At 67.9% G+C, this 20835-nt stretch carries 24 protein-coding genes; 21 read left to right on the forward strand and 3 right to left on the reverse strand.

Annotated elements, in window-relative coordinates; genetic code table 11:
• Nucleotides 1–551 precede the first annotated feature (551 nt).
• The 16 genes from ASG80_RS17120 (at nucleotide 552) to ASG80_RS24910 (ending at nucleotide 15071) form a co-directional block, all read left to right on the forward strand.
• The gene (locus ASG80_RS17120) at nucleotides 552–1736 is read left to right on the forward strand and encodes a cytochrome P450 (protein WP_056732946.1); all 1185 of its coding nucleotides are present in this window, start codon (nucleotides 552–554) and stop codon (nucleotides 1734–1736) included.
• Nucleotides 1737–1740: 4 nt separating this feature from the next.
• A complete protein-coding gene (locus ASG80_RS17125; RefSeq protein ID WP_056732948.1) occupies nucleotides 1741–2799 on the forward strand; it encodes an amidohydrolase family protein in 1059 nt (352 codons plus the stop codon).
• Nucleotides 2796–3719 carry an ABC transporter substrate-binding protein gene (locus tag ASG80_RS17130; protein WP_056732950.1) on the forward strand — a complete coding sequence of 308 codons (924 nt, stop codon included), beginning with the start codon at nucleotides 2796–2798 and terminating at the stop codon, nucleotides 3717–3719. The genes ASG80_RS17125 and ASG80_RS17130 overlap by 4 nt, the downstream gene beginning before the upstream one ends.
• Nucleotide 3720: 1 nt before the next feature.
• A complete protein-coding gene (locus tag ASG80_RS17135; protein WP_056732951.1) occupies nucleotides 3721–4401 on the forward strand; it encodes a 4-carboxy-4-hydroxy-2-oxoadipate aldolase/oxaloacetate decarboxylase in 681 nt (226 codons plus the stop codon).
• Nucleotides 4385–4942 carry a cupin domain-containing protein gene (locus ASG80_RS17140; protein WP_056732953.1) on the forward strand — a complete coding sequence of 186 codons (558 nt, stop codon included), beginning with the start codon at nucleotides 4385–4387 and terminating at the stop codon, nucleotides 4940–4942. The genes ASG80_RS17135 and ASG80_RS17140 overlap by 17 nt, the downstream gene beginning before the upstream one ends.
• Nucleotides 4939–6186, forward strand: a complete 1248-nt coding sequence (locus tag ASG80_RS17145; RefSeq protein WP_056732955.1) for an NAD(P)/FAD-dependent oxidoreductase — start codon at nucleotides 4939–4941, stop codon at nucleotides 6184–6186. The genes ASG80_RS17140 and ASG80_RS17145 overlap by 4 nt, the downstream gene beginning before the upstream one ends.
• A 26-nt stretch (nucleotides 6187–6212) precedes the next feature.
• Entirely contained in the window at nucleotides 6213–6530 is a 318-nt protein-coding gene (locus tag ASG80_RS17150) for a 2Fe-2S iron-sulfur cluster-binding protein (protein ID WP_056732957.1), read from the forward strand.
• 20 nt (nucleotides 6531–6550) lie between these two features.
• Nucleotides 6551–7681, forward strand: a complete 1131-nt coding sequence (locus ASG80_RS17155; RefSeq protein WP_056732960.1) for an alcohol dehydrogenase catalytic domain-containing protein — start codon at nucleotides 6551–6553, stop codon at nucleotides 7679–7681.
• Nucleotides 7678–9282: an FAD-binding oxidoreductase gene (locus ASG80_RS17160; protein WP_056732962.1), complete on the forward strand. Its 1605-nt coding sequence runs from the start codon at nucleotides 7678–7680 to the stop codon at nucleotides 9280–9282. The genes ASG80_RS17155 and ASG80_RS17160 overlap by 4 nt, the downstream gene beginning before the upstream one ends.
• Nucleotides 9279–10094 carry an ABC transporter ATP-binding protein gene (locus ASG80_RS17165; protein WP_056732964.1) on the forward strand — a complete coding sequence of 272 codons (816 nt, stop codon included), beginning with the start codon at nucleotides 9279–9281 and terminating at the stop codon, nucleotides 10092–10094. The genes ASG80_RS17160 and ASG80_RS17165 overlap by 4 nt, the downstream gene beginning before the upstream one ends.
• Nucleotides 10091–10849 carry an ABC transporter ATP-binding protein gene (locus ASG80_RS17170; RefSeq protein ID WP_056732966.1) on the forward strand — a complete coding sequence of 253 codons (759 nt, stop codon included), beginning with the start codon at nucleotides 10091–10093 and terminating at the stop codon, nucleotides 10847–10849. Before ASG80_RS17165 ends, ASG80_RS17170 begins: the two co-directional genes overlap by 4 nt.
• A complete protein-coding gene (locus ASG80_RS17175; protein WP_056732967.1) occupies nucleotides 10846–11727 on the forward strand; it encodes a branched-chain amino acid ABC transporter permease in 882 nt (293 codons plus the stop codon). The genes ASG80_RS17170 and ASG80_RS17175 overlap by 4 nt, the downstream gene beginning before the upstream one ends.
• Nucleotides 11724–12758: a branched-chain amino acid ABC transporter permease gene (locus ASG80_RS17180; protein ID WP_082590558.1), complete on the forward strand. Its 1035-nt coding sequence runs from the start codon at nucleotides 11724–11726 to the stop codon at nucleotides 12756–12758. The genes ASG80_RS17175 and ASG80_RS17180 overlap by 4 nt, the downstream gene beginning before the upstream one ends.
• 48 nt (nucleotides 12759–12806) lie before the next feature.
• Entirely contained in the window at nucleotides 12807–14066 is a 1260-nt protein-coding gene (locus ASG80_RS17185; protein ID WP_056732971.1) for an ABC transporter substrate-binding protein, read from the forward strand.
• Nucleotides 14067–14111: 45 nt separating this feature from the next.
• Complete coding sequence (locus tag ASG80_RS24755) at nucleotides 14112–14723, forward strand: TetR/AcrR family transcriptional regulator (protein WP_056732973.1); 612 nt, start codon at nucleotides 14112–14114, stop codon at nucleotides 14721–14723.
• Nucleotides 14724–14849: 126 nt separating this feature from the next.
• A complete protein-coding gene (locus ASG80_RS24910) occupies nucleotides 14850–15071 on the forward strand; it encodes a hypothetical protein (protein ID WP_156401918.1) in 222 nt (73 codons plus the stop codon).
• 36 nt (nucleotides 15072–15107) lie between these two features.
• Here the strand turns inward: ASG80_RS24910 and ASG80_RS17200 are convergent, their stop codons facing one another.
• Complete coding sequence (locus ASG80_RS17200; RefSeq protein ID WP_056732977.1) at nucleotides 15108–15920, reverse strand: LuxR C-terminal-related transcriptional regulator; 813 nt, start codon at nucleotides 15918–15920, stop codon at nucleotides 15108–15110.
• 119 nt (nucleotides 15921–16039) lie between these two features.
• On the opposite strand from ASG80_RS17200, the gene hxlB reads away from it, so the two are divergent.
• The 3 genes from hxlB to ASG80_RS17215 all read left to right on the forward strand — a co-directional run bounded on the left by hxlB (nucleotide 16040) and on the right by ASG80_RS17215 (nucleotide 18484).
• Nucleotides 16040–16618 (forward strand): 6-phospho-3-hexuloisomerase, encoded by a 579-nt coding sequence (hxlB, locus tag ASG80_RS17205; protein ID WP_056732978.1) that lies wholly within the window; start codon nucleotides 16040–16042, stop codon nucleotides 16616–16618.
• 61 nt (nucleotides 16619–16679) lie between these two features.
• Nucleotides 16680–17303, forward strand: coding sequence for a 3-hexulose-6-phosphate synthase (hxlA, locus tag ASG80_RS17210; RefSeq protein WP_056732981.1), 624 nt, complete (start codon nucleotides 16680–16682; stop codon nucleotides 17301–17303).
• A 230-nt stretch (nucleotides 17304–17533) separates the two neighbouring features.
• Nucleotides 17534–18484, forward strand: coding sequence for a threonine/serine dehydratase (locus tag ASG80_RS17215; protein WP_056732983.1), 951 nt, complete (start codon nucleotides 17534–17536; stop codon nucleotides 18482–18484).
• Nucleotides 18485–18525: 41 nt separating this feature from the next.
• On the opposite strand, the gene ASG80_RS24190 is transcribed toward ASG80_RS17215, so the two are convergent.
• Both ASG80_RS24190 and ASG80_RS17220 read right to left on the reverse strand, forming a co-directional pair.
• A complete protein-coding gene (locus tag ASG80_RS24190) occupies nucleotides 18526–18810 on the reverse strand; it encodes a hypothetical protein (protein ID WP_156401919.1) in 285 nt (94 codons plus the stop codon).
• Nucleotides 18779–19819, reverse strand: coding sequence for a serine hydrolase (locus ASG80_RS17220; RefSeq protein ID WP_200952605.1), 1041 nt, complete (start codon nucleotides 19817–19819; stop codon nucleotides 18779–18781). The genes ASG80_RS24190 and ASG80_RS17220 overlap by 32 nt, the downstream gene beginning before the upstream one ends.
• Nucleotides 19820–19929: 110 nt before the next feature.
• On the opposite strand from ASG80_RS17220, the gene ASG80_RS17225 reads away from it, so the two are divergent.
• Nucleotides 19930–20331: a nuclear transport factor 2 family protein gene (locus ASG80_RS17225; RefSeq protein WP_056732985.1), complete on the forward strand. Its 402-nt coding sequence runs from the start codon at nucleotides 19930–19932 to the stop codon at nucleotides 20329–20331.
• 295 nt (nucleotides 20332–20626) lie between these two features.
• Complete coding sequence (locus ASG80_RS23710) at nucleotides 20627–20794, forward strand: hypothetical protein (protein ID WP_156401921.1); 168 nt, start codon at nucleotides 20627–20629, stop codon at nucleotides 20792–20794.
• The last annotated feature ends 41 nt before the right edge of the window (nucleotides 20795–20835 follow it).

Below are 20835 nucleotides of genomic sequence, written 5' to 3' on the forward strand. Positions count from 1 at the left end.
TCCGACCTCGAGCTCGGCCGCCGCCGCGACGACGACCTCGCAAACGCATACCGACGGTGGCTCCACACGGCTTGACAGCCAATAGGAGCGTCATCACATGTCGCGCCGAAGACCTCCTCGCGCTCCACGCCACGGTTCGACCGCAATCGGCATCGCACCGTGCTGATCGAGTGTCTGGCTGGGAGCCTATCGCTGCGCGCGTAGCGGCATCGTCCAACCGCGAGGCAACGGCGTTGAGCTCGTCGTCAAGAGGGTCCGAATAGGCGTCGAGCGTCGGCTCGACCCGCAGACCCGACGGATCACCGGCTCCCGCTGCGTCGCGAGTTCCGCATGATCCGGACCGCCCGCATTGCGGTGCGTTTGACGCGCGCCGGTTGAGAGCCGTGACCGCTCTCACCGACCAACACACGACCGGTGCTGCGAATTTGACTCTGAGGGGGTTGACAACCAGTCGGTATGAAAATACTCTCGGGTATTGAAATGCTGATCGGTATCGATCGGTCCTCGTGAGCCAAAGCCGGCCCGAGGGATATGTCTGCAAGGGCGGAGATATGTCGGAAACAGAACTGACGGGCGACAACCTTTTCCAGAATCCGTATCCGGTCTACGCGCGACTGCGCGAAGAGGAGCCCGTGGCCTTCTTCGAGGGAACGAGCGAGTACTTCATCACCCGCTTCGAGGACTGCCGGATCGTGGGGTCCACCGATCGGGTCTTCGTCCCGTCGGACAGCCCGAACCGCCCCGAAGCCCGCGTCATGGGGATGCCGAACGTCCTCAGCATGAGCGGCGAGGAGCACGAACTTCTCCGGCAGGGAATCGACGAGAACCTCACTGTCGAGGCCGTCCGCGGCTATGTCGGAGCGCTGACCCGGCCCGTGGTGGAGCGGTACATCGCCGAGCTCGAGCCGCGCGGCGAGGCCAACCTGACGGCCGACCTGTTCGAGCCGATCTCGGTGCGCTGCATCGGTGATTTCATCGGCCTCGACGAGACGCCCAACGAGACGCTCGTGGAGTGGTTCCGCTCGATGAGCGCGGGACTTCAGAACGTCAGCGGCGACCCGGAGGTGTACGCACGGCTGGATCGTGCCGTCGCCGACATCGACGCCCAGCTCGGCGCGCTCTACGAGCGGGTCGTGGAATCGCCCGACCGCACGCTCATGAGCCACGTCGTCCACGGCGGGCTGCCGGCCGGACAGACGCGAACCCTCGAGTCGATCCTTCCGACGATGAAGGTGATCATCCTGGGCGGCTTGCAGGAGCCCGGCCACGCGGCCGCGAACGCGGCGACCGGTCTCCTCTTCAACCCGGAGCAGGCGGCCGCTGTCGTGGCGGAGCCCGAGGAGTACGCACTCCGGGCCTTCGACGAGGGCCTGCGTTGGATCGCGCCCATCGGCGTCACCCCCCGGGTCGCCGCCGAGGACTTCGAGACCGCAGGGGTCACGATTCCCGCCGGTTCGTCGGTCGCGATCGTCATGGCGTCGGCGAACCGCGACCCGGATCGCTACGATGACCCGGACTCCTTCGACATGAATCGCAAGAAGAAGCCGCACCTGGCCTTCGGCTTCCGCCCGCACTTCTGCTCCGGCCACGCCCTGGCGCGCGCGATAGGCGAGATCGCGCTGGAGGAGACGTTCCGTCAGCTCGACGGGCTGCGCCTGGATGACAGCCGGCCGATCACGGCGAAGGGCTGGCGATTCCGCGGGGTTGCGGACCTGCCGGCTCGTTGGGACGCGTAGGCGGATGCCGCACCTGACCATCGACTGCCACGGTCACTTCACGACCGAGCCGGAGGAGCTCCACCGCTTCCGGGCTGCGCAGCTCGAGTATGTCCGTGGTGAGTCCGAGACGCGTCCGCATCTCGATGCGATCTCGGACGAGACGCTGCGCGCGATCATCGAAGCCAACCAGCTGAGGATCCAGCGGGAGCGCGGCTCCGACGTGACGCTGCTGTCGCCGCGAGCGTCGGGGATGGGACATCACGCTCCAGATCAGTCCATCGCAACGGAGTGGGCGCAGATCTCCAACGACAGCATCCGCCGTATCGTGGATGCCTTTCCCCGGAACTTCGCCGGCGTGTGCCAGCTGCCGCAGGTGGTCGACGGCAGCCTCGAACCGGTGATCGAGGAGCTGGAGCGCTGCGTCGAGGCCGGCTTCGTGGGCTGCAACGTCAACCCCGACCCGTCCGGCGGCGGGTGGTCGGGGCCGAGCATCACCGACCCGTGGTGGGATCCGCTGTGGAGCGCGCTCGCGCGCCTGGATGTCCCGGCGATGCTGCACGTGTCGGCCTCGACGAACCCCGTGGTGCACACGACCGGCGCGCACTACATCGCCGCGGACGTCGTCGTCTTCATGCAGCTGGTGCAGGGCGACCTGTTCCAGCGCCACCCCGACCTTCGGGTGATCATCCCGCACGGCGGAGGAGCGGCTCCGTATCACTGGGGTCGGTATCGCGGACTCGCGACCATGCTCGGCAAGGGGACGCTGGCCGAGCACCTGCTGGAGAACACGTTCTTCGACACCTGCGTCTACCACCAGTCCGGGATCGACGCACTGTTCGCCGCCGTGCCGGTGGAGAACATCCTGTTCGGCTCCGAACTGCTCGGAGCGGTGCGGGGGATCGACCCTGAGTCGCGGCACGAGTACGACGACACGAAGCGATACGTCGACGCCCTCGGGCTGGACGATGCGTCGCGGCACGCGGTGTTCGAGGGCAATGCGCGCCGCGTGTACCCCCGCCTCGACCGACGACTGAACGATCTCAACGCCCGACGGCCCTCACTCATGGAGACCACACGATGACCGATGTTCTCGCCACGGTGCGACTGGCCGGAGCCGCCCAGGGATTCAACTGGCTGCCCGTCTTCGTCGCCGACGAACAGGGCATCTTCGCCCGTCACGGCCTGCGTATCGAGTACCTGCGCATGGGGTCGGTGGACAAGGCCACCGCCGCAGTGCGCGAGGGCGAAGCGGATGTCGCGCTCACGCCGCCGGAGGGAGCGATCCAGAACGCAGTCGAGGGCGGTGGCCTCCGGCTCATCGCCGCGAACTCGGTGCGTCTGCCGATGTCGCTCGTGGCGACGCCGAAGATCGCCGAGATCGCGCAGTTGCGCGGGGCCCGCATCGGCACGTCGTCGCTGACCGAGGGGACCGCGATCTACACGCGTTGGATGCTCGAGCGCGACGGGCTCGAGTACCCGAGAGACTACGAGTTCGTACTCGCGGGAGTCCACACCGCCCGATGGGACGCGCTGCGCTCCGGCGAGATCGACTGCGCGCCGCAGCCGGCGCCGTGGAGCTTCCTCGCCGAACGCGAGGGCTTCCACCTCATCGGCGAGGTCAACGACGTCATCCCCGAGATCATCTTCGCCGCCGCCGTCGCCGAATCGGGCTGGCTGGATCGCAACGCCGCAGCGGCGGGTGCACTCGTCGCCGCGCTCGCCGAGGCGCACGCATTCGTGAACGATCCGCGCAACGACGGCGTGAGCGTTCCGATCTATCAGCGGATCACCACCCCCGACGAGCCCGAGCTCGCGGAGCGCGGCTTCCGCTACACGCGCGACATGGGGATGTGGCCGCGCGGGGCGCGAATCCCTCGAGCCGCGTTCGAAGCGAGCCTCGACGCGATGGTGGCCTCCGGTCTGCTTTCGAAGGCCGCACGCGAGCCGGCCGACCGGGTCCTCGAGACCCGGTTCGGCAACAACACCGACGGGGGACGATGACATGGTCCACGTCGTCACCCGGATCGAACGTACACCGGCGGCGGTCCGCGACGGGTTCGCCGAGCTCGGCGTCGCGACCACCCACGAGGCGCAGGGGCGCACGGGACTGCTCGATCCTCGCGTGCAGGCACGGCAGATCGGCACGTCCATCTCGGGCACCGCGCTGACCTGCGAGGTCGCGCCCGGAGACAACTGGATGCTCCACGTCGCCCTCGAGCAGGCGCAGGAAGGTGACATCCTCGTCGTGAGCCCGACCTCGCCGTGCAGCGACGGATACTTCGGCGACCTGCTGGCGACCTCGGCGGTGGCTCGCGGCATCCGGGGACTCGTGATCGACGCCGGCGTGCGGGACATCGCCGAGCTGCGGGCACTCCCCTTCCCCGTCTGGAGCACCTACATCAGCGCGCAGGGAACGGTGAAGGAGACGCTCGGCACGGTTCAGCAGCCGCTCGTATGCGCCGGCGCGTTGATCAACCCGGGCGACACGATCGTCGCCGACGACGACGGTGTGTGCGTCGTCCCTCTCGCGACGGCGGCCGAGACGCTCGAACGGGCGCGGCGGCGAGCCGCCGACGAGGAGACGAAGCGTCAGCGCTACGCAGCGGGAGAGCTCAGCCTCGACGTCAATGCGATGCGTCCGCGTCTGGAGAGGAAGGGGCTCACGTATGGCGATGTTCAGTGACCCCGCGGTCCCGCGCCGAGTGATCACCGGGACCAGGAACGGCCGATCGGTCGTCGTCAGCGACGGCCCGGTGGTCAACGCGCACCACTACGCGTCGCTGCCAGGGATGATGACCTCGGTCATCTACACGACCGCAGCCTCGCCGACCCTCCCGATAACGGAGGGCGAGACTGCACCAATGCACGTCCACGTGCCGCCGGCGCAGGGAGGGACGTGCCTGATGATCGTGACCTTCCCGCCGGACTCGATCTTCGAGGCGCCCACCTTCGACCCGGCCGCCGCGGATGCCGAGCAGCGGGTTTTCATCCCGGGCCTGGCGGAACGGTTCGAGGTCGACGCGCCCGGCATGCACCAGACCGACTCGATCGACTACGACCTCGTGCTCGCCGGTGAGATATGGCTGGAGCTCGGCGGCGGCGAGACCGTCCACCTGCGTGCCGGGGACGTCGTCGTCCAAGGAGGGGCTCGCCACGCGTGGCGCAACAGGGGCGACCTCGTCGCGACCATGGCATTCGTCCTGATCGGAGGTGGAGCCGGATGAGCGCCACGAACGCAGCCACGCGGTACGACGCGCTGATCATCGGGGCCGGACACGCAGGCGCACAGGCGGCGATCTCGCTGCGCCAGGTCGGATTCGCAGGCACCATCGGGTTGATCGGCGATGAGCCGGTTGCCCCCTACGAGCGCCCGGCGCTGTCGAAGGAGTACCTCGCGGGAGACAAATCCTTCGATCAGCTGCTCATCCGTCCGGACGAGTTCTGGACCGAGAACAGCGTGGAGCTCGTCTCCGGCGAGCGAGCCGTCGGCGTCGATCCGTCCGCGAAGACCGTCACCTTCGAAAGCGGCGCGATCGTCGGGTACGGATCCCTCGTGTGGGCGACCGGCGGTGTGCCGCGACGGATCCCCGTCCCCGGCGGCGACCTCGAGGGAGTCCTCGCGATCCGCAGCAAGGCCGACTGCGACCGGCTGATCGAGGCCCTGCCGTCGATCCGGAATGTCGTCGTCATCGGAGGCGGGTTCATCGGGCTCGAGTCGGCCGCCGTCCTGCGAGCGCGCGGCGCGACGGTCACGGTGGTGGAGGCGCTGGACCGAGTGCTCGCCCGGGTCACGGCCGAGCCGGTCTCGCGCTTCTTCGAGAACGAGCATCGGGCGCACGGCGTCGAGCTGTTGTTGGGCGTCGGGATCGATTCGATCGAGGGCGACGACGCCAGCGTCACGGGAGTGCGTCTCAGCGATGGACGGGTTCTCCCCGCCGATCGGGTCATCGTCGGGATCGGCATCGTGCCCGCCATCGAGCCTCTCATCGCCGCCGGTGCCGAGGTGACCCCCCACGCGACGGGCGTCCTCATCGACGAACTGTGCCGCACGTCGCTCGCGGACGTGTACTGCGTGGGCGACTGCTCGGTGCTGCGGAACGGGCCGGGGATGCGTATCGAGTCCCGGCAGAATGCACACGAGCTCGCCACGACGGCCGCCAAGGCGATCACCGGGATCACCGACCCGCTCGTGCTCGTCCCGTGGTTCTGGTCGCACCAGTACGACCTCCGGCTGCAGACGATCGGGCTCAACGTCGGCTACGACCAGACGGTGCTTCGCGGAACACCCGAGGAGAGGAGCTTCTCGCTCATCTACCTCAAGGAGGGCGAGGTCATCGCGCTCGACTGCATCAACGCGACGAAGGACTACGTCCAGGGGCGCCGATTGGTCGAGCGCCGTGCACGAGTCGAACCGAATGTCCTCGCCGACACCGATACAGCACTGAAAGACATCGCCGCGGCCCACTGACCGCGCGAAGAACGAACGGAAGAACGATGAAGTTCACAGTCACCACGCGAGAGGGAGAGGCCCGCGACGTCGAGGCGCGCGACGGTCTGTCCCTGATGCAGAACATCCGCAACTCCGGGATCGAGGAGCTGCATGCGATCTGCGGTGGCTCGCTCTCGTGCGCGACCTGCCACGTGTACGTCGAGCGCGTACCCGCCGGCGTGGCGCTGCCCGAGAAGTCCCGTGACGAGCGGGATCTGCTCGAGGCATCCGATTTTCTCGAGGACAACTCGAGACTGTCGTGCCAGCTCACCTGCCGACCGGAGCTCGACGGTCTCCGCGTCACCATCGCGCCCGAAGACTAGACCGCCTCGAAAGGGAAGCCATGACACAGATGATGCGCGCCGCGCGACTCCACGCCGTCGGTGAGCCGATGGTGATCGACGAGGTCCCGCGGCCCACGGCGTCCGGCACCGACGTCATCGTCGGGGTGAAGGGGTGCGGGATGGTGCCGAACCTCGCGAACGTCCTCGCGAACTGGGAGACCTGGTATCCGCACATGCCGCTGCCTCCCCGCCCGGCGATCTTCGGGCTCGACCCGGTCGGCGTGGTGCGGGAGGTCGGCGAGCAGGTCGTGAACGTCCGCGTCGGAGACCGCGTCTACGTCAACCCCGGCCGGTCGTGCGGCGCCTGCCACGAGTGCGCCTCCGGGGTCCCGCAGCAGTGCGACTACTGGACGCTCGGCGGGTACTTCGGCTACAACGAGCGGAGCGTCGACATGCAGCTGCGCTACCCGTACGGGGGCTTCTGCGAGTACATGCTGGCGCCCCAGACCGCGATCGTCCCGCTGCCCGAGAACCTCGAGTTCCGCCAGGCGACCCGGATGGGCTACCTCGGCACAGCGTACGCCGCGGTGAAGAAGCTCGGGCCGCTCGCGGGCAAGACGATCATCGTCAACGGCGCGACCGGAACCCTCGGCGTCGGCGTGACGATGCTCGCCCTCGCGATGGGCGCCGCGCGGGTCTTCGCCGTCGCGCGCGGCGTCCGGCTCCTCGAGCGACTCCGCGCCCTCGCCCCCGAGCGGATCCACGTCTTCTCGAACGTGGACGGAGGCACGGCGGCGTGGGTCCGCTCGCTGACCGACGCGCGCGGCGCCGACGCCATGATCGACACGCTCGGTGCCGTCGCCTCGCTCGAGTCGATGCGGGACGCCATGTGCGGCGTTCGCCGGGGCGGACGCATCGTCAACATCGGCGGCACGGCGGGTGAGCTCGGCGTCGATGTGAAGTGGTGGATGGACGAGCAGATGGAGCTCATCGGTTCCGTGTGGTTCACCTCGGCCGAGGCCATCGAACTGTCGCGGATGATCGGCTCCGGCGCCGTCGACATGTCGGTCCTGGAACCCAGGAGCTGGCCGTTCGAGCAGATCAACGACGCCATCTCCGGGGTCACCAGCGGCGACGGCGGGTTCACGAGCTACGTCGTGGAGATCGACGCGGAGAGCCGGCGATCATGACCGACGTCACGACCGATCTCCCCACGATCCCCGCCGAGGTGGTCGCCGCGCTCGAGACCGTCGTCGGCGACGCTGCGGTATCCGTCGAGCGGACCGTGCTGCGCGAGTTCACGGACGCCTACTGGATTCCCGGAGACACGACGTACGCGGCATCCGCGATCGTCCAGCCGACGACCGCCGAGCAGGTGCGGGAGATCGTGCGGATCGCGAACCGCCACGGGATCCCGGTCTGGCCGCTCAGCCAGGGACGCAACCTCGGCCACGGCGGGCCGTCACCCCGCGTGCGAGGCTCCATCCAGATCGGGTTCCAGCGGATGAACCGCATCCTCGAGATCAACGAGGAGCTCGCGTACGCCGTCGTCGAGCCCGGTGTGACGTGGTTCGACCTCTACAACGCGGTCGCCGAGGCGGGCTACGACCTGCTCACGCCGTGTCCCGACCTCGGCTGGGGATCGATCATCGGCAACTCGATGGACGGGGGCCACACCTACCAGCACTACGGCGCCGACTACCTCATGCCCACGGGGTTCGAGGTCGTGTTGCCCGACGGGGACCTGGTCCGCACCGGCTTCGGCGGGGTGCCGGAAAGCTCGTCGTGGCACCTCACCAAGCGCGCACTCGGGCCGGCCCTGGAGTCGCTGTTCGTGCAGTCGAACTTCGGCATCGTCACGCGCATGGGCGTCTGGCTGAAGCGCAAGCCCGCGGCGTACGCTCCGCTGACCCTCGTGATCGGCGACGACGCCGACCTCGAGCAGGGCATCGACGTCATCCGCGAGCTGCTGCTCGGCGGCGACCTGGAGGGCGTTCCCGCTCTCTACTCGACGCTGCGCGCCGCGCACATGCTGCGGGATGCGCCGGTGCCGCCCGGGCCGCGACCGTTCACCGGGGAAGAGCTCGACGAGATCGGGAGCCGCCTCGGCGTGGGCGCATGGGCCGCCCGCGCCGCGATCTGGGGAGACCCCGACGTCGTGAAGCTGAAGCTGCGCCGGATCCAGGATGCGTGGTCACGCGTCCCCAGCGGCGTCTGTCTCTCGCCTCGGGTCTACGCGGCCGACGAGCTGGGGCAGATCGAGCTGTCGGCCGAGAAGATCCTCGCCGGCATTCCGACGCTGCAGGCGCTGCAGAGCGCCCCGCCGAACATCGGGCACGTGGATGTCTCGCCGAGCGTCCCGCTGCGAGGGGCCTCGATCCGCCGCGCGGTCACCGCCATCCGCGAGCTGTTCGTCGCCGACGGACGCGACTTCGGGGTCGGGATCATGATCCCCAGCGCACGCAGCGCGGTCGTCATCGCCGGCATCCGGTACGACAGCTCCGATGCCGATGCCGTCGTCGGCGCGATGCAACTGGCTCGATCGATCGTCCGCGAGCTGGGCGCGATGGGCTATGTCGACTCGCGTCCGCACCTGGAGTTCATGGACACCGCAGCGGACTTCTACTCGTTCAACGACGGAGCCCGCGGCCGGCTGCTGGAGCGGGTCAAGGACGCTCTGGACCCCAACGGCATCCTCTCGCCGGGTCGCCACGGAGTGTGGCCGGCGGCGTATCGATCCGAGTCGCGCAGTGACGCGCGGCGCACGCGCCTGGAGGGGGAGGAGACGTGAGCCTCGACGAGATGGCGCCACCGGAGACGGAAGCTCCGGCGGTGCTCCGGGTGGACGAACTCGCCGTGGAGTTCCGGGGGGTCAAGGCCCTGCAGGGCGTCTCGTTCACGATTCCCAGGGGCGGCATCTCCTCGGTGATCGGCCCCAACGGAGCGGGCAAGACCACGCTGTTCAACTGCATCAGCGGGGTGGCCAAGCACCAGGGCACCGTCGAGCTCGACGGTCGTGACCTGAGCCGGCTGCGAGCCGACCGCCGGGCGACGCTCGGCATCGCGCGCACCTTCCAGACTCCGCTGCTCATCGCCGAGCTCTCGCCGATGGAGAACGTGCTCCTCGGTGCGCACGCCGGCATCCGCGGCGGCGTCGTGGGACTGATCGTGCGCCGCCCGGCCGTGCGCGCCGATGAGCGCGCCGCGCGGGCACGCGCTGCCGAGCTCATGGAGGTTCTCGGACTGGACCCGGACGACACCCGCCGCGCGGGAAGCCTGCCGCACGGCGATCGGCGGCGGGTCGAGATCGCACGCGCGCTCATCTCGGATCCGAAGCTTCTGCTGCTGGACGAGCCTGCGGCGGGGCTGGGTGCCGACGAGACCGACCAGCTCCTCCTGGACATCCAACAGCACGCCCAGGCGACGGGCATGACCTGCATCCTCGTCGAACACGACGTGGGGCTCGTCATGCGCGTGTCTCGTCACGTCGTGGTGCTGGACGCCGGCCGGCTCCTCGTCGCGGGCGACCCCCGCGAAGTGGCCGCCGATCCCCGCGTGATCGCCGCATATCTGGGGGACGACTGGTCGGAGGACCGGCAATGACAGGAACACTTCTTCGCATCGAGGGGCTCACCGCGCGGTACGGCACCGTGCAGGTGCTCCACGGCGTGGACCTCGAGATCGGCTCCGATGAGATCGTCGCGCTGCTCGGACCGAACGGCGCGGGCAAGACCACGCTGCTGCGTGCGCTCTCGCGGGTCGTGTCCAGTCGAGGCCGGATGGTCTTCGACGGCACGGACATCTCGTCATGGAGCGGCGCTCGGACCGCGACGTCGGGCGTCGGCCACGTGCCGGAGGGTCGAGGCACGTTCGTCGACCTGACCGTGGACGAGAACCTCCGGCTGGGTGCACTGGCACGTCCGCGCGAGCTGAAGTCCACCGCCGGCGCGGACCTCGACATGGTGTACGAGACATTCCCCGTCCTCCAGGACATGCGTCGGCGGACGGCGGGACTGCTCTCGGGCGGACAGCAGCAGATGCTCGCCGTCGGCCGGGCCCTGATGGCTCGGCCGAGGCTCCTGCTCATCGACGAGCCTTCGCTCGGACTCGCGCCGATCGTCACCCGTCAGCTGTTCGACGTCCTCGCGCAGATCCGCAGGCGGTGGTCGGTATCGCTGCTGATCGCGGAGCAGAACGCGCGCCTGTCGCTGGAGATCGCCGATCGTGCGGTCGTCCTCGCGAAGGGCCAGGTCGCAGTCAGCGGCTCGGCGGAGGAGCTGGGCTACGGCGACGCGGTGCGCCGTGCGTATCTCGGCGTCGCCAACGACGAAGAAGGCGGAAAGGGGGCCGGTCGATGACCGAGTTGCTGCAGCAGACGCTCGACGGCCTCAGCGCAGGGCTGATCTACGGGATCCTGGCACTCGCGCTGAGCGTCGTCTTCCAGGGCACGGGGATGCTCAACTTCGCGCAGGGCGAGATGGCGACGCTGTCCGCGTTCGTCACGCTGGTCTTCCTTCAGTTCGGGATGCCGTTCTGGGCGGTGCTTCCGATCGTGATCGTCCTCTCCGCACTCGGTGGGGCCCTCATCGAGCGCACGGTCGTACGACCGCTGGAGCGGTCCGGTGAGCTGCCTCTGCTCACCCTGGGTGTGGCGCTGCTGCTCGGGATCAACGCGATGATGGCGATCATCTGGGGCACCAACTCGAGACCGTTCCCCAGCCCGTTCGGGCAGGGAGTGGTGACGTCCCTCGGCCTGCGGATGACCTATCAGCAGCTCGGTTCGCTGATCACGCTGCTCGCTGTGCTGACCGTGACGATCCTGGTGTTCAACAGGACGTCGATCGGACTTCGCCTTCGCGCCGTGGCGCAGAACCCGGACTCCGCGACGCTGCTGGGTCAGCACCGGGGGAAGTGGCTGATGATCGGCTGGGGGATCGCGGCGGCCGTCGGCGCGTTCGCCGCGCTGGTGGCGGCGCCCGTGCTGACGCTCTCCCCGGGGATGATGACCTTCCCCCTGCTGCTGGCGCTCGCTGCGGCGACGCTGGGAGGTCTCACCAGCAGGGTCGGTGCGGTCGTGGGAGGCCTGATCGTCGGTGTGTCCAACAGCCTCGCCGGCCGCTACATCCCGGGACTGGACGGCGACCTCGCCATCGTCGTCCCGTTCGTGATCACCGCGATCGTCGTGGTGATCAAACCCGCCGGCATCTTCGGCAAGGCAAGGACGGTGCGCGTATGAGACATGTCAGCAGACTGATCCCTCGCCTGGGGTGGATCATCGCCTTGGGCATCGGCGTCATCCTTCCCCTCCTCGTCTCGGACTTCGACCTGCTGGATCTCAGCCGGGTCCTGACGCTGGCGATGGCCGTCGCTGGGCTCAACCTCCTGGTGGGACACTCGGGTCAGGTCAGCGTCGGCCACGGTGCGATCTTCGGACTCGGCGGGTACGCCGCGATGATCCCCGTCGTCAGCTTCGGCTGGCCGTGGTGGGCCGGCGTCCTCCTCGCCGCAGTGCTGAGCCTCGCGTTCGGCATCCTGCTCGGGATCCCGGCGCTGAAGATGGGTGGCGCCAACCTCGGCCTGCTCACGATCGCGGTGGCCGTCGTCTTCCCGCTGCTGCTCATCCGCTTCCAGCCGCTCACTGGGGGGACGTTCGGGATGTTCCTGCCCAGCCCGGCGATCTCGCTGCCCGATTCGGGGTTCACGTCCCGCCAGCTCGAGTTCTGGGTGTGCCTGTTGGCGCTCGCAGTGGTGTTCGTCGCCCTGCGCAACCTCGTCCACGGTCGGCTCGGCCGGGCGCTGGCGGCGGTGCGGACAAGTTCGCTCCTCGCAGCCGCCAACGGCATCGCCGTGAACCGCGTGAAGCTGATCGCGTTCGCGGTGAGCTCGACCGTGGCCGGCGTCGCCGGCGCGTTGTACGCCCTGGTGGTCTCGATCGCGGTGCCCGACAGCTACGTCTTCACCTTCTCGATCGCCCTCCTCGCCGCGAGCGTGATCGGGGGCAGCCGGAGCTGGGCTGGCGCCATCATCGGAGCCGCGATCATCGTCTACCTCCCGACCCTCGCCGAGGCGTTCGTCGGGGGGCAGGCAGCGGGCAACTGGTCGCAGTTCGTCTACGCGGCCGGCCTCGCGCTGTGCCTCATCGTCGCTCCCTCCGGCATCGCCGGCGCAGTGACGAGCCTGCTGGGACGTGCCTTCGCGTACGCCCCCATGAGACGTGCGGTCGTCGAACGATCGACGGATATGAGAACGACATCCACCGCACCCTGAGCTTCCTCTCGCGGAAGCCATCATCCGAATCACACGAAAGGCACTTCAATGAAGAAGCACGCAGCAGCTGCGGTCGCATTGGCGGCGACCATGGCGATCCTCCTCGCGGGATGCACTGGGCGAGGCGAGCCGGCCCAGGGGGCGTCGGAGGAGACCGGCGACATCGTCATTCGCGCCAGCTACCCGCTCAGCGGGCCGCTCGCGTCGGCTGGGCTCTCGGCGGCGGGCGTAACGGCCTACTTCGACGCGGTCAACGCGGCGGGAGGCATCGACGGGCGCCAGATCGACTTCGAGGCCGTCGACGACGCGTTCGATCCGGCGCGCCAGGTGTCGAACAACCAGCAGTTCGTCGAGCAGGACGACGCGATCATCGTCATCAACTTCGGCGGCATCTCGGTTGCCGCACGGCCGCCGCTCAACAACGCCGGCGTGGCCCAGATCGTCCAGGGCGGCGAGACGGAGCTGAGTGACACCGAGGCGTTCCCCTTCTCCCGCGCGTACGTGCCCGACATCGCCTGGGAGGGCGAGCTGCAGGGGCGCTACATCACGGAGACGTTCCCCGACGCCAACGTCGGATTCGTCGGGTTCAACAACGCCCTCGCCGACAGCCAGCTCAACGGCCTGGAAGCCGGCGGCATCACGCCGAGCACCGTCATCAAGCTTCCCCCCGGCCAGGCGGACGTCGCCTCGCAGGTGACGGAGCTGCAGGCGGCGGGAGTGGACGTGCTCGTGGTCACGCAGGGTCCGCCGACCATCGGCGCGCTCCTGTCGTACATGGGTGAGATCGGCTACCACCCCACCCTGTTCATCGGCAGCCCCTATGCGGACTTCGCGAGCACGGTGATCCCCGCCGGTGCGGACAACGTGACGGGCGCACTGTCGTATCAGTGGTTCAAGGACCCGCAGAACCCCGCCGTGGAAAGCGACGAGGCCATCGTCCAGTTCACGGAGGACATGGCCGAGTACTCGCCGGACGGCGACTCGACGCAGACCTTCACCCTCACGGGGTACGGACTTGCTTCGGCGATCGTCTCCGCGCTCAGCGAGGCGGATGAGATCACGAGTGAGGGCTTCCTGGAGGCGTGGGACACTGTGTCCGACGTCGAGAACCCGATGCTCATCGAGGGAGCGAGCCTGAACGGCGGCCCGGGCGGGAGGCTGGTGTACCAGTACCCGCCTGCACACGTTCGACGGAACGAGCTGGATCCCCGACGGCGAGATCGTCAACGTCGTGGACGACGGCATCGTCGAGTAGCGCGGAGGCGCGCTCGGGCAGGACATCGGTCGTCCTGCCCGGTCGCGCACTAACGTAGATTGCGCCCGCGACCAACGGGTGCGCGAGGAAGGTGGAACGTGGCACGACTGACACGCGAACAGAGCAGAGCGCTCACACGTGAGAAGCTGCTCACGTCCGCGGGCGATGTCGTCGCGAGGGAGGGGTACGACGGTGCGTCGGTGGAGCGGATCGCGGACGAGGCCGGATTCTCCAAGGGAGCGTTCTACTCGAACTTCGCGTCGAAGGAGGACATCCTGCTCCACCTTCTCGAAGGCAACGCCGGCAACGATGTCCGCGACCTGACGGAGCTGCTTCAGGACCTGACGGATCCCGATCTGGTGATCGACGCGATCGTGCGATGGAGCGATGCGAGGGCGGCCGAGCAGAAGTGGGGGATCATCGCGATCGAGTTCCTCCGCCGGGCGAAAGCGGATGGGACCCTCACCGACCGAGAACGGAGTCTGTTCGTTTTGCAGTGGGAGTCCATCGGGCGGCTCCTCATCGCCAAGCTCTTCCCCGACGCGGATCCGCCGGTCAGCCCGATCGACTTGGGGGGGATCGTGCTCGATCTCACCTACGGAGGCATCTCCAGCTTCCTGGAGGTCAACACCACAGGGGGAATGATCCGTCAGGTGCTCGAGGCCCTTCGCATCGCCGCCGCCGCGGACGTCGCTCAGGAGGAGACGTGAGAGAAGCAGAGATCCGAAGCACAGCGCTCGTCGAAACCGATCGGGGACGCGCTACGCGAAGCAGCTCGTCTCTCACCTCAGCCGCCGCACCGGCGGCAATGGGAGGCGGACGCTGCCCATGGCTGGGTGGACATCGACGGGAGTCGAGCGGAAGTCGAGGCGGCCGAGCGTGGTGTGATCCTCCGCGTGGAGGGCTCTGTCGAGCGCGTGGCTCTCCTGGAGGATGTCGTCGGTCGCCATCTCGCGAGTTTCGGCGAGAAGGATGGGCTCGTCGTGCGGTGGCATCGAAGCGATGGCACGCCGGGTTCGATGCAGCCCGCAGCGCAGCGAACTCAACTCCCCGCGTAGCACGTGGGTCGGCGAGAGTGCGATGCTCGCGGACCGTCAGGATCTCGAGAGCGCGATCAGCTCGCTCCGGGAACTCGCACCCGCCTTGCGCAGGAGGTTCGAGACGTGGAACTTGACGGTGTTCTCGCTCACGCCGAGCTCGGTCGCGATGTCGCGATTCCTGCGACCGACGCCGACCAGCCGCAGCACCTCCTGCTCGCGTTCGCTGAGGGGAGCTCGCAGGATCCGCGGTTCCGGCCCGGTGGGGGGATCGAGTGGAATCCTGATCCGAAGATCGGATCCCCATCCGGTAGTCGAGGAGACGCCGAGCTCGCCTCCCAACGCGGTCACCCGCTCGGCGATGGGCCGCAGTGAGTCGTCGTGGGCGGTCAGCTCGCCCCGGCCATCGTCGCGAACCGCGATGAGAAGGTTCAGTCCGTCGCAATCCCACTGAATGCGGACGCGTCTGGTCGCCCCTTCGTCGACCAGGGCGAGCACCGCGCTCCTGACGATCGCGCGGGCTGCGTGGGCGACCTCCCCGGGAAGTGCGCGGCCAGTGGCGGGCGGTTCGACGAACTGCACGTCCAGGTCGCTGTGCCGCACCAGCGGCCTCAAGTCGTTGCGCAAGCGTGCGAACGCGCCGGTCACCGGTTCGATCATGCTGCTTCGCAGCTGGTCGGTCTGCTCGCGGAGGCTGACCAGTGCTCCGGCGGCGACATCGATCGCCATGGTGCGGGCAGCACGATCGGTCAGTTTCGCCGATCGCAGGGTGGCCAGGATCGACTCGAGCGTGAGCGCGTGATGGTCGGCCTGGTCGGCGACGATGCGCGCATGCTCGGCCAGGGTGTGACGGGACGTCGGACCATCCATACAGCCAACCTTGCCCTACCCGATCCTCGACTTCCACTCCGCATTACCGCCGGAACAGGTAGGGAAAACCATGCCAGAGGATAGGCCGTCCTGTCGGAATCGCCGACCACGATGGGCTCATGACTCTCACGATCACGTCGCCGACGGGAGCGATGTCTCTCATCGCGCAGGAGCTGCTACTAGCATCGGAGCGAACCGCTGTCCGGCAGGCTGACGAACTGAGCAACCTGGCCGACCTCGCGCTGCAAGCCGAGCGGACGTTCGTGTTCGGTGCGGGCCGCTCGGGTCTCGCCCTCAAGATGACGGCGATGCGACTGATGCACCTCGGCTTGGACGTCCACGTCGTCGGGGAAGTGACTGCACCGGCCATCTCGAACGGGGACCTGCTGCTGACGGCCAGCGGCTCGGGGACGACCATGAGCGTGCTGCGGGCCGCGCAGCTGGCCTCCGCTGCCGGCGCTTCGGTTGGAGTGATCACGACTGACCCGCACTCTCCCCTTGCCACACTGGCGACCGTCAGCGTCCACGTCCTCGCCGCGGAGAAGCGCGACATTTCGGACGCGGCCTCCCGCCAGTACGCCGGGAGCCTGTTCGAGCAGTGCGTCGTCGTCATCGGCGACGCACTCTTCCACACCCTTTGGCAGCGATCCGGCGTCTCCGCCGACGAGCTGTGGGAGCGCCACGCGAATCTCGAATGACCGCCCCATCCGTTCACCCCCGCGCTTACGCGCACAACACCCCACAAAGAAAGGGACACGTATGAAGCTTCAGTTCGCCATGGACACCCTTACCACCGATGCCGCCCTGGAACTGGCCGCTGCGGCCGCGCCGCACGTGGACATCCTCGAGCTGGGCACTCCGCTCATCAAGAGCGCCGGGCTGTCGGCGATCACGGCGATCAAGCGCGCCCACCCCGACAAAGTGATCCTCGCCGACCTCAAGACGATGGATGCCGGCGAGCTCGAGGCCGACATCGCGTTCCGTGCCGGTGCGGATCTCGTGACGGTTCTCGGAGTGGCCGACGACAGCACCATCGCCGGTGCGGTCAAGGCGGCGCAGGCTCACGACAAGGGCGTCGTCGTGGATCTGATCGGCGTCGAGGACAAGCCGCAGCGGGCGAGGGAAGTCATCGGGTTGGGAGCCGTCTTCGTCGAGATGCACGCGGGTCTGGACGAGCAGGCGAAGGAGGGCTACTCGATCAAGTCCCTCCTCGATGATGGCGAGGCGTCGGGTGTGCCATTCTCGGTGGCCGGCGGTGTGAACACCTCGTCGATCGTCGCAGTAAACGCATCCGGAGCCCAGATCGCGGTCGCGGGCAGTGCGATCTACAGCGCTCGCGACGTCGGTGCCGCAGCCGCTGAGTTGCGCACCGCGATCGCCTGACGATCCACGTCACGGACGAGCTCCTGCAGATCTGGGACGATTCCGACCTGCTCAAAACCGCTGACCGCACCACGCCCGGAATGGAGATCCGTGTGAAGAAGGCCTTCACCAGCACCCCACAGCGGCCTAACCTGTCCACGAGAGTGTCGACCATCACCCGACACTCGAACGTCAACCGCCACCCGACCATCTACATTGCTACAACACCGTACGTGTGACTCTGGAGCGCCGTGCTCACTCGAGAAGACGTCATCGCCGCCGAGAACCGTATCGCCGGTCACGTGAGACGTACGCCGATGCTGCGCGGCGGAACCACCTCTGAACCGGTCTGGTTCAAGTGCGAGTTCCTGCAGCACACTGGGGTGTTCAAGGCCCGAGGCGCCTTCAACCGGATGCTCGCCGCTCGCGAGCGAGGTGAGCTTGATCCCACCGTCGGCGTCGTCGCGGCATCCGGTGGAAACGCCGGCCTTGCCTTCGCATATGCCGCCGGCGTGCTCGGAGTTCCGGCGATCGTATTCGTCCCCGAGACCGCGCCGACCGTGAAGGTCCAACGGCTGCGTGACTACGGGGCCGACGTGCGGCAAGTCGGATCGGAGTTCGCCGAGGCGAACGATGCGGCGATCGCTTGGGTGGAGGCGCACGGAGCGCTGTTCTGCCACCCCTATGACCAGCTCGAGATCGCTGCCGGCGGTGGAACGATTGCGCAAGAGGTACTCGAGGATGAGCCGAGCATCGACACGATCGTCGTCGCGGTCGGTGGGGGAGGTCTGTTCGCCGGGATCACCGCGGCGGCCGCGAGTCGGGCTCGCGTCGTCGCCGCTGAACCGTTCGCCATCCCCACGCTGCACGAGGCGATCGCTGCCCGACGGCCAGTGGACGTTTCCGTCTCGGGCGTTGCCGCCGACTCCCTCGGTGCCCGCCGGGTGGGCGAGATCGCCTTCGAGATCGCCTCCCGTGTTCCACCGCGGTCAGTCCTCGTCACGGACGAGGCCATCGTCGCGGCGCGGGCGCAGCTCTGGGCTGAGTACCGCATCCCGGCTGAGTACGGTGCGGCGACCGCACTGGCCGCGATCTCGTCCGGCGCATACATTCCGGAACCCGGTGAACGGATCGCAGTTGTGGTCTGCGGAGCGAATACAGACCCTCGGACGTTGGACGCTCAGGTCAGCGTTTCTCGCTGAAGCCACTCGCCGAACCCGGCGCCACCTCGAGGTCCGCCAGCTCACTTCTTCGGCGGGAGCGCCGGCGGCGCCTCATCCGGCGCAAGGTACGTGCCGATCATCCTGAAGAGCCGGTCGGCCGAATTGTCATAGTTCCCGTCGGCGTCGAAGGCGCCGGGTTCGAAGGTGTTGGCGACCGAGATGGCGATCTCCTGCGACGGAAGGTACGCCTCTACGGCGCTATAGCCGCTCAGCAGCGGGTTCTGTAGCATCCACTCCCCGGAACGCACGACCCCGAGCCCGTAGTTGTAACCCTCAACCTGCGTGAAGCATGACGGCTCGCACACCGGAGCTTCTCCCCGAACCGATCAACTGGGAATCGGTCATCTCGTGGAAGCTCTCATCCGACAGCAGCGCGCCCGTTCCCACCGCGATCGCCGTCTTGGTCATGTCCGAGATCGTGGTCGTCTCGGCGGCGCCGACCGGGGTCCCCCACACCGGGTTCCAGAACGACGACTCCTCGTAGAACGTCACGGAGGGGTCGATTCCGAGCGCCGACCGTCGCTCGGAGCTGAACGCGTGCAAGACGGGCTCCGGGATGAACGACGAGTTGTAGCCTGCCGTCTCGGTGAGCCCCATGGGTTCGAGCACCTTCTCCTTCAGGAGCTCGTCGAGCGGTTTGCCGCCGATCATGGACAGGATGTGGCCGAGGATCATGAAATTGGTGTGCGCGTAGCTCCAGTTCCTGCCCGGCTCGAACTGCAGCGGCCGGGAGAAGGCGTACTCGATCCGCTCCTCGTAGGTGAACTCGTGGAACGGATTCGCGTTGTAGGCGGCGGTCCACCCCGGGTCGGTTTCGAAGTCGGGGTAGCCGGTGGTCTGATTAGTCAGCATCCGCAGTGCGACCCTGTCGGCCTCGGGCAGCTCCGGCGTCCACTGCTCGATCGTGTCGTCGAGGCTGACGGTCCCGTCATCGACGTACTGCAGGAGCAGGTTGCTGACGTAGGAGAACGCGACCGCACCGTTGCGGAAGTGCATGTCGGTCGTCGCAGGAACACCGGTCATCGACTCCCCGAACGCCTGCGTGATCACGATCTCATCACCGACCTGGGCCTGCACGATGACGGCCTTGAGGTCGAGCGTCGCCATCGCCTCCTCCACGATCTGGACGATGTCGGCGGCCTGCGTGGACTCCTCGGACTGTTCCGCCGAGCTGGGCGAGGGGCTGGAGGATCGGGGCGGCGGCCGCCCGATGCAGCCGGCTGTGACCACGAGCACGACCGGCACCAGGGCGGCCGCGATCAAGACGGTTCTCAGGCTGCGGCGAGCGCGCGAGCCGGTGCGACTGGCGTCCATCTGATCTCCTCTGCGAGTGGCCCGTGCGTACAACCACAGTGCACGACTGCGCGGTTGGCGCGACACCTCCCGATCGGGTGTCGGTCGCTGCTCTCGTGCAGAATGGGGGTATGCCTCGACGCCGAGCATCCATCGAGCTGGTCGGTGAGTTCATCGCGGCGTTCAACCGGGTCGACCTCGAGGCGATGCGGTCACTGCTGTCGGACTCGCTGGTCGCTTCGGTCACCAACAGCGACGGCACCCAGTCGATGGTGTCGGGGGCATCCGCCTACGTCGATTCCCTTCGCGGGCTGCTCGAACTTCCCTCCGCCGAGTGTCGCATCTCGCTCACGCAGGCGCCGGTGGTGGTTCGACCCGACTGGATCCTCGTGATGCTGGAGATCCGAGCGACCCGACCGGGTTCGTCGCTGCACAACTACTCGGCGCAACTCTTCAAGATCGAGGACCAGCGCATCACCGAGATCCGCATGACCGACGCCAAGCCGCAGGAGAGCGCCGAGTTCTGGTCGTAGGGAGTCGCCGCGGGCCGGTTGCAGTGTGAGCAGCACCGCGCCCGTCACGAGATCGGGCGGCCGCACCTGGATCCGTTCGAACGCGGCATCCGAGCGGAGACCGCCCTCGACGCCGCACTTCACAAGAAATGAACTTCAATCGCGTCATGAATGGCGTGGATTCGAGTCCCTCATTACGAGGCGGTAACGAAGGGTCGGGGGGAATTCTTCACATCCGCGCCGCCTCATCGGGGGAGGGGCTGGCGACACTCAGGTTCGTCAGCCCCTATACCTGTGAAGGAACGGAGCACAGATCGTGACCGAGTTCACCAAAGACCGTCACGGCACCCGCCGTGCTGATTTCGAGTACGACGAGTCCGTTCGTACAATGCGCGGAATTCTCATCGGACTGGTCCTGAGCCTGGCGCAGTGGGGCGGCATTGCTGTGGCTGTCCTCGCGGCCGTGAGTGGGTTCACCACGTAACCGGCCGGTTCCCGCGATCGTTGCCTGACAAGGCCGCGCGA

The organism is Agromyces sp. Soil535, assembly GCF_001428255.1.
Taxonomy (GTDB): domain Bacteria; phylum Actinomycetota; class Actinomycetes; order Actinomycetales; family Microbacteriaceae; genus Agromyces.